This is a genomic window from Providencia sp. wls1922 (genome assembly GCF_009706505.1).
Taxonomy (GTDB): Bacteria; Pseudomonadota; Gammaproteobacteria; order Enterobacterales; family Enterobacteriaceae; genus Providencia; species Providencia lanzhouensis.
In genome coordinates this window covers 1-12,150 of the sequence record NZ_WLUG01000025.1, presented here as the reverse complement: position 1 = coordinate 12,150, position 12,150 = coordinate 1, and the positions used below count along the sequence as shown (strand labels likewise).

The 12,150-nt window shown below is 31.3% G+C and carries 11 protein-coding genes; all 11 read right to left on the bottom strand.

Annotated elements, in window-relative coordinates:
* Positions 1-77: 77 nt before the first annotated feature.
* Complete coding sequence (locus tag GKR71_RS01130; RefSeq protein ID WP_154633838.1) at positions 78-887, bottom strand: glycosyltransferase; 810 nt, start codon at positions 885-887, stop codon at positions 78-80.
* Positions 884-1,849: an O-antigen ligase family protein gene (locus GKR71_RS01125; protein ID WP_154633837.1), complete on the bottom strand. Its 966-nt coding sequence runs from the start codon at positions 1,847-1,849 to the stop codon at positions 884-886. The genes GKR71_RS01130 and GKR71_RS01125 overlap by 4 nt, the downstream gene beginning before the upstream one ends.
* A gap of 248 nt (positions 1,850-2,097) precedes the next feature.
* On the bottom strand, positions 2,098-2,919 hold the full coding sequence (locus tag GKR71_RS01120; protein WP_154633836.1) for a glycosyltransferase: 822 nt from the start codon (positions 2,917-2,919) through the stop codon (positions 2,098-2,100).
* The gene (locus GKR71_RS01115; protein ID WP_154633835.1) at positions 2,916-4,367 is read right to left on the bottom strand and encodes a phosphomannomutase; all 1,452 of its coding nucleotides are present in this window, start codon (positions 4,365-4,367) and stop codon (positions 2,916-2,918) included. Before GKR71_RS01115 ends, GKR71_RS01120 begins: the two co-directional genes overlap by 4 nt.
* 30 nt (positions 4,368-4,397) lie before the next feature.
* A complete protein-coding gene (locus tag GKR71_RS01110; RefSeq protein WP_154633834.1) occupies positions 4,398-5,807 on the bottom strand; it encodes a mannose-1-phosphate guanylyltransferase/mannose-6-phosphate isomerase in 1,410 nt (469 codons plus the stop codon).
* Positions 5,808-5,814: 7 nt separating this feature from the next.
* Positions 5,815-6,309 carry a GDP-mannose mannosyl hydrolase gene (locus GKR71_RS01105; RefSeq protein ID WP_305071675.1) on the bottom strand — a complete coding sequence of 165 codons (495 nt, stop codon included), beginning with the start codon at positions 6,307-6,309 and terminating at the stop codon, positions 5,815-5,817.
* A gap of 231 nt (positions 6,310-6,540) precedes the next feature.
* Positions 6,541-7,710: a DegT/DnrJ/EryC1/StrS family aminotransferase gene (locus GKR71_RS01100; protein WP_154633833.1), complete on the bottom strand. Its 1,170-nt coding sequence runs from the start codon at positions 7,708-7,710 to the stop codon at positions 6,541-6,543.
* Positions 7,707-8,624 carry a GDP-L-fucose synthase family protein gene (locus GKR71_RS01095; protein ID WP_154633832.1) on the bottom strand — a complete coding sequence of 306 codons (918 nt, stop codon included), beginning with the start codon at positions 8,622-8,624 and terminating at the stop codon, positions 7,707-7,709. The genes GKR71_RS01100 and GKR71_RS01095 overlap by 4 nt, the downstream gene beginning before the upstream one ends.
* Before the next feature lie 4 nt (positions 8,625-8,628).
* Positions 8,629-9,735: a GDP-mannose 4,6-dehydratase gene (gmd, locus tag GKR71_RS01090; RefSeq protein ID WP_154633831.1), complete on the bottom strand. Its 1,107-nt coding sequence runs from the start codon at positions 9,733-9,735 to the stop codon at positions 8,629-8,631.
* 103 nt (positions 9,736-9,838) lie between these two features.
* Positions 9,839-10,723: an alpha-1,2-fucosyltransferase gene (locus GKR71_RS01085; RefSeq protein WP_195848950.1), complete on the bottom strand. Its 885-nt coding sequence runs from the start codon at positions 10,721-10,723 to the stop codon at positions 9,839-9,841.
* A 74-nt stretch (positions 10,724-10,797) separates the two neighbouring features.
* Positions 10,798-12,093, bottom strand: a complete 1,296-nt coding sequence (locus tag GKR71_RS01080) for a lipopolysaccharide biosynthesis protein (RefSeq protein WP_154633829.1) — start codon at positions 12,091-12,093, stop codon at positions 10,798-10,800.
* Positions 12,094-12,150: the final 57 nt, after the last annotated feature.

Sequence of the window (12,150 nt, the reverse complement as noted above, 5' to 3'; positions counted from 1 at the left end):
TGGGACAGTAACATGGCGTTAGACAGACCGACGTAGCCGGTACCTGCGATTGCTATTTTCAAAATTTAGTCCTTATATCATTTATCATGCTTCATTTTAAACATAATAAATAATGCATTGTTAACATCCGAAAGAGTTTTAAACTTATTAAAATTTTTGGCCAAATACAGGTAATAAAGTCCCAGTCCTAAAAAAGAACCAAAAATTCGGGTGAAACATAAATATCTAGAGGCAAATGCCTCTATCCTATTAAATTTTTGACCACTAGACACTGCAGGGTGATAACCAATAATAAACGGGCAATAAATTCCGCGTATATTTTTCTTTAAAAATTGAGACAAAAATACAGGTTCATCACATAAGAAGTACTTTGCCCCTGCCCCCATATCTTCTGGAAATTTAATTTTATTTTCTATAATCATATTCCGACGAGCCGTGACTTCAATTGTACCTACTCGCAAAATACTTCTAAGTGTATGCACAAAACCTAAAGTTGAAAATTTTGGTGCTAAATCTTTCATGTCTAGATTGTTGCTATACGAAAAAGTAATAAATCCTGCTGTAGGGTTTTTTTCATACTGTTTAAGTATTTCCTCTTGAAATTTGTTTGTATAGATTACATCATCGTCACAGAACAAAATGATATCACTATTATTAGATTTATTTATGGCAATATTTCTACTAATAGCGACACCTCTTGTGTAAGATTTATAATATTGAATGTCGCTACGAGAGTTCAATAATATCTTTATCTTATCATCATAGTTCTTATTTTCATTCATTTGATGGATGATTATTATATTAACGAGTTTATTGGGTGAGGGAAGGTTTTCTATTAAAGACGTCAATCCATCTTCTAGAGTTGAGTATAGCATCGTTAACTTCATGATTTTTCTGTGGTAATTTGATTGTTTGATGGTTGGAATAGATAAAATGAAATTCCAAGTAGAATCCACATTGGAGCAATATAAATAGAGCTTGTAGTAAAATAAACCAAGACGATAGTTAAGAATATAACTCGATATTTTTTTATTAGTAGCATTAAAAAGATCGGAATACAATATAATAATCCTGATATTAATCCAGTAGATATAAATGCTTCTACAAATCCATTTTGACTTGATATTGATGCTTCTGTAGATAAATTATATTTACTACTATAGTACTCGATTCCATTAATTGAATTACCTACTCCAGTACCTAATGCTAAATTTTCTAATATGATATAGAGTCTATAAAAGGAGCCAAAAACCCTAACATTACTTGAGCCATCACTGCCTGATAAGATATTTAGTAACCTCTCCATAAAATGCTCATTAGTAAGAACAATTGCTACTAAAGCAAAACTTATAAATAAAAAATAAACAGTGTGTTTCATCTTCTTATAGTGAATAAAATGTCGTGTAGTTAGTAATAACACTATAGATAGTAGTCCAGATATTGAGAAGGTAAACGATATTGCTATTAATAATAAAAAGATAATTTTTTTGTTTAAAATTTTTAATTTGTATACATATTCATATGATATAATTATTCCAAGAAGATATGTAATGTACCATGAAAACCAAGATGGTTCTTCAAATAAACCCCCAAATCTAAAATAATAGCGATAATCATAAACATTTAAAATTTCAGCTCTGTTTTCCCAATTGTTACTGGTTATTAAATTAAAAATATTTTCATATCCAATATAAAAAAGAATAACTATGATAATCTGGCTATACAGAATGAATAGGAGATTATATTTTATGGCTATTATAAATGTCGTTTTTTGTTCTGATGTTGTTAGCCAAAGAGGAATGAAAAATAAGCATAGAATTGAGAATGAAATTCGTAATGAAGTTAACATGAAGCTTTCAATAGAAAAAAAATCATATTGTATATAAATTAAGAATGGTAAACTACTAAAAATTAACCATACTAGATAATTAATGTTAAATAGATTTATCTTTACTCTTTTGAAGGTAATGGCTGAAATTACTATGAATAATATTAGTGAGGCATCAGATATTGTAAATGAGTCTATTATTTTAACGCGGTAAAAGTTAAGTGATATTAATATGGTTGTTAAGAAAAACAATCGTGTGTTTATTTTATTCATTTTCTTAATGCAACTCTCCTTATTAAATACAAAAGCTGAAATATAATTCTGCTGCTATTTTTTTGGTTAAATAGAATTGCGTACAAAAAGTCTTTGTTAGAGTTCAAGCTTGAATTTTTGTTATATAACAAAAAATATTTTTTAATTATATCCTGATGGGATTGTTTTTGCTGATTTTCATATTTTCGGCTTACACTTGTACTAACTATTCGGTAATCCAATAAAGTATCTTTTATATTAAAAAATTTAAATTTTTCACAAGCAACTAAGCGAGACCATAGTTCATAATCTTCAGCGTGTATAAACTCATTGGAATAGTATAGTTGCTCTTTTATTAGTAATTTGTTAAACATAACAGCAGGATGTATGAATGGGCTTCCAAAAAAACAAATTGTTTTTATTGTGAGGTCAGAAGATGGTTTTTTCTTTATTCCAATATTGACTCCATTCTCATCAATTAAATTCGCATAAGAGCCTACAATACTGATATCTTTATTTTTTAATAAAAATTTTAATTGAGTTTCAATTCTATCAGAGCGAGCAATGTCATCTGCATCCATTCTTGCAATATAATTACCTTTGGCTATGTTTAGTCCTTCATTAAGAGAGTGTATTAATCCTTTATTTTCTCTAGAAATGATTTTTATACGCTTGTCATTAAAATTTTTTATTATCGATAAAGAATTGTCGGATGAGCCATCATCTATAACTATTATTTCTAGATTTGAATAACTCTGATTTATCACAGAGTTTAATGAGTCATGTAAAAATTTTTCAGCATTATATACAGGTAGAATAACGCTTACTAATTCTTTCATAGTATATTTTCTCTGGTCGTTAGCGTTAATAAATCAAGTTTTTTGATTGTTGATAGTGTTTTTTCTGTTATTCCTCTTGCTGTTTCTTCGTCATTGGCTTTAGAATAACAACGAATTTCAGGTGAATTACCTGATGACCTTAAGTGAATAATGTTACTGTTTGATAATGTTATCCTTAAACCATCAATTACATTTAAGTCAGATATTTCTTCGTTGAATCCAATTAAACGTAGTAATTCTATCGGATTATTTTTTGCATTTTCAATTATTATTTTGCTTTTTTCAGTAGGGAAATTTTGAATTCTGTCACTAAATGTAAAACGTTGAGGAAGCTCTTTAACTAATTGAGAAATCCCTTTTTCTCTTGCGGAAGATAATAGCATAATAAAGGGTAAAATAGCATCTCGTGTAGGGAGTGCTGATAGGTTTTTACCATTTATTTCAATATTAGAGCCTAAAATAAATCCACCATTAGCTTCAAAGCCCGCTACTTTGGTATAATCTTTGGTTAAATTTAGAAATGCTTCTATGACATAAGGTGAGCCAATTTTAGTTTGTTGTACATGCTTAAAAGATTCATGGGATGAAATAATAGTATTACAGCTTATAGGAATAGCCAGAGCTTCTATATCCATTTCTAAAGCACTTAATAAACCCAATATGTCTCCACGCAACCATTCTCCATGCTCGTCAGCAACAAGTGGACGATCGCCATCTCCATCAGTTGAAAATATGGCATCTAGTTGATGCTTTTTAGACCAATCTCTAGCTTTTACTTTGTCTTCTTCAGAGACTGCTTCTGTATCAATAGGAATAAACTTATCACTTCGTCCTAAAGAAATAACTTCAGCGCCTAATTTTTTAAATAAAATAGAATAAAGTTCTCTACCTGCACTTGAGTGCTCATAGATTCCTATTCGTTTACCTAATAGTAAATTTTTATTAAAAATAGATGTGTAGCGTTTAATATAGTTTTCTTTTGCAAAGGAATTAATTTTTTGCAAAGGATTCACATTTTTAGATATCTCAAATTGTACATTACAATTTAGTATCGTTTGCTCATCTTGTTTTGTAATCTCACCATTTGGCCGGTAAAACTTTAGGCCATTACGATCGAATGGAATATGACTACCAGTAACCATTATACATGGAATATTTTGGCTCATAGCAGTATATGCTAAGGCTGGAGTAGGTATTACACCGTAGTATATTGGTTCTATACCCTGTCGCATAATTGTATCTATACACAATGTAGCAATAAACTCGCTACTAGGGCGGTTATCTATTCCAATAGCTATTTGATTAAATTCAAATATATTTTTTAGAGAATAGATAAAAGCATTGGTAAATGCAGCACAAGATTCAGGAGTAAACTGTGTTACTAGTCCTCTCGCACCACTTGTACCGAAATTAATGCCGGAGTTTTTAATTACATCGAAGCTATTCATTATATGATTATCAATTAATATTAGAGAAAGTTATTCAAGATTAGATTTATATTCTTCTAATCTAACGATGTCATCTTCTTGCAAATAATTACCTGAGCGGACTTCAATTACGTGTAAATCAATTTTTCCTGGATTTTCAATCCGATGAGGAGTACCTATGGGAATGTAAGTTGATTCATTTTCGCTTAGTATAAAGCTTTTATCACCGTTAGTTACTTTAGCTGTGCCTTGAACAACAACCCAATGTTCAGCTCTATGGTAATGTATTTGTAATGCGGTTTTTTCATTGGGTTTTACTTTTAGATGTTTAACATGAAAGCGCTGACCTTGAGCTATATCATCATGGGTTCCCCATGGACGATATGCTTCACGGTGTTGTTGACATTCTGGTCGATCAGCGTTTTTTAGCTGCTCAACAATATTTTTTACATCTTGAACTTTATTTTTATTTGCAACTAATACTGCATCTTTTGTTTCTACTATAACTAAATTGTCTACTCCTACAGTAGAGACAAGTTTATTTTGGGCATATATGTAACTGTTTGTAGTACTCTCAGTAAGAACATCACCAATAATTACATTAGACTTTTGATCTTTCTGTGATATTTCCCAAAGTGTGCTAAACGATCCTACATCACTCCATCCGGCTTCCATAGGAACAACTAATACGTTTTTAGCTTTTTCCATCACTGCATAATCAATAGAATTATCAGGACAAGCATTAAATATATTGTGGTCAATGCGAATAAAGTCTAAATCATGGTGTGCATTTTTAATTGCTAGTTCACATGATATTAGAATATCAGGACAGTATTTTTTTAATTCATTCAAATAACAAGAAGCTTTGAATAAGAACATACCACTATTCCAAAGATATTCTTTACTTGCAAGGTATGCTTCCGCATCAGTTAAATTTGGTTTCTCAACAAAGCGACTAACAGTAAACGTATTATTGCTGCGGGAACACCCTTTTTTAATATATCCATAACCCGTTTCGGGGCTTGTTGGTACAATTCCAAATGTTATAAGGCTTCCTTTTTCTGCTTCTTCTATAGCTTGTTCAATAGCTTCAGTAAAAGCATTTTGATTTTTAATTACATGATCTGCAGCCAAAACTAGTAATAATGGGTCATTTCCAGTTTGGGTCGCACGGATAGCAGCCAACGCAATTGCGGGGGCTGTATTACGCCCTACAGGTTCTAAAATTATACCACTATGTTTAAAGTTTTCTTTTCTTAATTGCTCTGCAACAATAAAGCGATGTTCTTCATTGCAAATAAACATAGGTGGTTCATGCTTTAAGGCATCTAATCGGGCTACAGTTTCCTGTAACATTGTTTTCTTACTTGTTAGGCTAATAAATTGTTTAGGATACAGGCTACGAGATAATGGCCATAAACGACTACCAGAACCTCCAGCCATAATTACAGGTAACAGCATAAATTATCTACCATGAATGATATTGATTATTGAGAAAGTAAGCTTTTGTATTTTCATGAACCTCAGAAGAAGAAAGAATTTTATTAATGTCCCACCATTTATAATATTTATGTTGTTCCAGTGGAAGTTTACTAATGTCTATATCTTTTTCTATTAAGTAGCTTATTACGACATAGTGAGTTGTGAAATTTTCATCGGAAAAATTATCTTGGTAAAAATGTTGATAATAGCCTATAAACTTTTTATCTCTATTATCATATGTAACACCCAACTCATCCGTTGTTAGACGTTGAAAAGCAATATCAAATGTTTCATCTTTATAAACACGCCCTCCTGGTACAAACCAGTAGCCTTTGGCTGGGCGGTTATTACGTAGTCCTAATAATATTTGTTTTTTTGAATTACAAACAATTAAGTCAATAGAGACTAGTGGTGTATATGTAACAACATTTTTAAATGTGTTTGAATCTAATTTTTTAACCATTTTATTGTTTGAAAACATATGGTAGCTTTGTGGGCAAATTTTTATTCTTGAATTAAACTGATTTTTAAATTAAAGGAGTGAGGAGTTATATTTATATAGATTTGATGAGATTCGAAATACATATATTATATAATAGTATGTTCTTTTATAAAAAATATGCTTAGCATATAACTCTGAGAAACATATTTCAGTTTAATGTAAATGTAGTATACTTTATGACAGGGCATGTACATGCCCTGAACCATTTTTTTAATTAGACAGTAGTGATTGTATAATATTTGCTATTTCTACTAGCTCATTTTCTATATCATAATGGTGGTTACCAATAAATAAGCCAGTATCACTAATTTCATCACTGTTATTTAAGTTGCCAACAATCTCATAATTAAAATATTTGACAACGTCATTTCGTGCAAAGTTGCCAGCAACGATAGGACGACAATCAACGCCTTTAGACATTAGAGCACTAACGAGCTCATTGCGTTTGTCTTTTCCTGACTTAACAAGCAAAGCAAAGCCGAACCAACTACTATTTCCTACTTCTTGTTGGATTGATATACCTTCAATTTTGCCGAAAATAGTTTGAAAAACTTTGGCGTTTTTTCGACGCCCTTCTATGATGCTTGGTAATTTTTTTAGTTGTTGGCTTCCTAAAGCTCCAGACATATCTAGTGGGCGCAGGTTATAACCCGGTAAAACAAAACGAAAAGATTCTTCAAATGGATTATCACTCTTTGTGCATACTTTATTTTCTTTAGGTAGATTACGAGTCCAGCCATGAGCTCGTAGTGAGAGCATGATATGATATAGCTCTTCGTCATTTGTAACAGCGAGGCCTCCTTCCATTGTTGAAATGTGGTGACTGAAGAAGGAACTATATGTACCAATTAGACCGAATGTTCCAGCTTGTTTTCCTTCAAAGGTAGCCCCTAGTGATTCACAGTTGTCTTCTAGGATAGCTATTTCTTTTCCATCAATTATGCGATTTAACTCATTGTAATCAATAGGATTACCTAATAGGTTTACGGCAAATATTGCACGAGTCTTATCAGTAATAGCGGATTCTAATTGAGTTAGGTCTAAGTTTAATGTTTCTTTATTTATATCTACAAATACTAGTTTTAGGCCATATTGATGCAAAGGATAGTATGTCGTTGCCCACGATACAGCTGGAACTATGACTTCATCACCTGCTTTTAATGCATTTTTTTCACGATAAAACATAGCTGCAACAGCTAATAGGTTCGCAGAAGACCCTGAATTTACCATTACACAATATTTACTGTTTACAAACTTGGCAAATTCATCTTCAAATTGAGCAACATGCTTGCCCATTGTAAACATTCCACTGTCTATTACTGACTGTAAGGACTGGTATTCTTTCTCATCCCATGTTGTTGTAGCTAAAGGAAGCATCATAAGACCTCTGTTAGGTAAAAATTGTATGTCTTCATAATTCCTTCTTTTAAAGAAGTTTTTGGAGACCATCCAAGTTTAGTTTGTTCTGTTGTATCAACTAATTTTTGTTTCATTCCAGCTGGTTTAGACAGGTCATGTGTATATATTCCTGTATAACCAACTACCTTTCCAATAGTTTCGTAGTATTCATTGATTGAATAATCAAAACCTAAACCAACGTTCATACATGAAGGTACTAGGTCAAACTTATTTAGTGAATATATAATAAAATCGGCTAAGTCTTCTGCAAACATGAACTCTCGCCGAGAAAGACCATCACCCCATATATCAACTTCGTTTATTCCATTACGAATGGCTGTATCTAATTTGTAAATAACAGATGGGATCATATGGGATTTTTCTGGGCTGAACTTATCCCAATAGCCATAAAGATTACAAGGAATAAGTGTTTTATATTTCACTCCATGTTGTTGAGATAGGTATTCAGTGAGTCGAGCAATAGCTATTTTAGCAATAGCATAACCTTCATTGGTTGGCTCAAGTGTACCAGTGAGTATAGATGGTTCTTGTAATGGATTATCGGCTTCTCTTGGGTACATACAAGAGCTACCTAAATTTATTAATTTTTGAATACCCGCATCAAAAGAAGCTTGAATAACATTCATTCCGATTAGCAGGTTTTGGTAACAAAAGTCATATGGTGCGGCAATATTTGCTTGGATACCTCCGACTAAGCCAGCACAATGTATAACAAAGTCAGGTTTATGGTATTCTAAGCATGCACGGATAGATTGCTGACAATTTAAGTTCAATTCTGCTTTTGTAGGGGCAACAATATTGATACCTAATTTATTAGCTAGCGTTATTATATTGCGGCCTACCATTCCATTACCGCCGGTAATAAATAACTTCATAATTTTATAACTCTAATGATAAAGAAACATCAAAACCATTTTCTTTGAGTAGCGCATATCGTTTAGCAGTATCTATATCAGAAGCTACCATTTCTGCACACATATCTTCGACAGTAATTGTAGGAACCCAACCAAGTTTTTCTTTGGCTTTTGTTGGGTCGCCTAAGAGTGTTTCAACTTCAGCGGGACGGAAAAATTTAGGGCTAACGCGAACAATCACATCACCAATATTAACATGAGGTGCAATTTCTTTATTTACAGAAGATACAGTTGCTATTTCATTTAAACCTGTTCCACTAAAAGCAAGCTCAATACCTGCTTCTTTCGCTGACATACGAACAAACTCGCGAACAGATATTTGTTTACCTGTTGCGATAACGAAATCATCGGGATGATCTTGTTGTAACATCATCCATTGCATACGTACGTAGTCTTTAGCATGACCCCAGTCTCGTAAGGCATCCATATTACCGAGATATAAGCAGTTTTCTAGTCCTTGAGAAATGTTGGCTATAGTTCGTGTAATTTTTCGTGTAACGAATGTTTCACCACGACGAGGTGATTCATGGTTAAATAAAGTACCATTGCATGCATAGATACCATAAGATTCTCGGTAGTTTACCGTGATCCAGTATGCGTACATTTTTGCAACTGCGTAAGGGGAGCGAGGATGGAAAGGCGTTGTTTCACGTTGCGGAATCTCTTGAACTTCACCGTAAAGCTCAGATGTTGAAGCTTGATAAAATTTGGTTTTCTTCTCAAGCCCATTAATGCGAATAGCTTCTAATAGTCGTAATGTCCCAATAGCATCAACGTCGGCTGTATATTCAGGAGACTCAAAAGAGACTGCGACATGAGACATTGCTCCTAAATTATAAATTTCATCAGGTTGAATTTCTTTAACTAAACGAATTAAGTTTGATGTATCTGTTAGATCTCCATAGTGTAACTTAATTTTGTCACTATCATTAATAATGGAATCAATACGTTCAGTATTAAAAGATGATGCTCTACGAATCAAACCATGAACACTATAACCTTTTTCTAGAAGAAACTCTGCTAAATAAGAGCCATCTTGTCCGGTGATACCTGTGATTAATGCTATTTTCATGTGTTAAACCTATATAAAATTACCCTAATTCATGTTATTAAGAGTTACATGTATTAAAATATTGATAATTACTGTTAAATAAATTACTCATGGTGTGGGTAATTTATTTTTTTAATTTCAGCCAATGGGATAAAACAGGTGAAGGTATATCAATCTCTTTATTAAACCATGGGTCAGGAGTTATTACTATTTGAGAGTCACTATTTGCTAACCAAGCCCCCCACCAACTGAAGGTACTATTAGCGATTATATGATGTTGACATTGGCTTATTAACCACAAATCTATTTCTTGACTGTTGTTTTCCACAATGTGAAAGTTACCGTCAAATAAGGGAGTTAAATTTTCTTCGCACCAAAGTTTATCATTGCTAAAAATATAAAAAAAAGGTTTTTCTAATTTTGCATTGATATGTTGAATTGAGTTTTTATAATAATCGATGGAGCAAATGCCATGCATGGCTAGTGCATTTTTATTGCTTATATAATCTCCCCTTCTAACATGAAGAGCAACGGACTGTTGTGCGTGTATTTGTATTGATAAATCAAGCTGTTCTTGTGAAATATCTAAAGGAACAAACATTTCTTTTAATTCTGAAAAATATTTTTGAAAATAAATTGCATTTTGCCAATAGCCAATCAACATTTTAGTGTGTTCTTTATCACTGAATGTTAAATATTTAAATGAAGATGTTTTTTTTTCTAATATAAATTTTTTTGTGCTTTTAAAAATGAAATTTTCTTTTTGTGATAATTTACACAGTATTAGTGGAAATAATAGCTTGTCGATAGATGAAATTTTTTCACCTATAATATTTAGTTTGTCTAATCTATATCCTCCATGTAATTTATATTTCTTAAATAATCTATCATCAATAACTATTTTTGCATTATTTTCTTTTGCTAGCGCATATGATGTAGCGTATTGAAATAATTGGTTTCCTAGTCCACCAATTAAATGAGAAATGATTTTTTTTTGTTTTATTTTCATACTTGATTCCTTTCCATTAATTTTCATATGGAATTACATTGATTTATCTTTAGGTTGATCTAAAGAATATTCCTTTAATGGTGGTTTAATGATGCTAGTTTATCTTTATAAGAAAGGTTTTTTATAAATGCAAAAAAACCAATTGTTAAAGTTGATATTGACATTGTATATGCAAAGAAATTTATACTTAAATTATATCTAATGGTGATAAATATAGATACGAATATAAAAATGGAAATTAGAAAATTAAAAACTAATTGTATTTTATTTCTTTCGGTCAATAGATTGTGTTGGTATATTGCATTTAACATACATCTCGAGTAATCATATATTAAACCAATTTTAATGAATTCTATGCTTTCATTATACTGATCAGATATTATTTCGTTGAAAATATATTCAGATGAAATCATAAAGAATAAGAAAAACAATGTATATACTATAAATGATGTTTTTAAATATTTTAACCAAGCATCATTTATAGTTACTCCGGTCTCTCTATTGTAAATACTAGGCATTAAGACAGTTGTTAGTATTTTTTCTATTGCATTAAAAAATCTTCCACAAAATGTGAATCCCATAATAAAAATACCGATGGTATATATAGAAAAATAATTTTCTAATTGAAGTCTATATCCTTGTAAATTAAACCATTGGAAAATAATGGCCCCAGCTAGGGGAACACAAAAAAGCATAAGCTTTTTTGAAGGGATAGGATTGTTAGTAATACAATTAAAATGACTATGCTTATAGCCCCAGAGTATTATAAGAATAATTACAATAGCAGGTGCTAAGTTAACGCCTAATAACCAATATAGATAGGTATGTTCATAATATTTTACAAATATGATAGGAAGTAAAAAACCTAAACTACTAGATAGTATTGATATTCTTAAAAAAACATTATGTATTTTTTTAATATTTAAAATTGGTAGTAGTGTCTGAATAATAACAGGGCAAGAGACGGATATTATAAAAACTATCAGGCTAATTGTATTGTTTAATATAACGTTAGGGATTATTTCGAAATAAACTAATATTGAATAACAAAAATATGATATGAATATAGAATAAAGAATCTCAAATTTAATTATTTTTTTTAGCCAGCCGTTGTCATTCGCATTGATAGTATTTACTAAAATAAAGTTTTGTAATGGCGCTAAAAAAAACCAAGCAATACCTTGTGTAATAGTAGTCAATAACCCTAATTTTCCATATTCTTCTGGAGATAATAAATCAGAAGATATTTTTAATAGCAAAAATGCTAGCAATATTTCATAAATACGGCTTGCAGCTACTAATATTTTCATTCTTTTCATATTTTTTAGAGGGGGAGGTAATTTTTGTTGGATGTGTTGATTAACACCCATAGCTACCGCACTGGGTTATCGGGTCCCAGAGCGCCATTGAATTTCAAAATTTAGTGT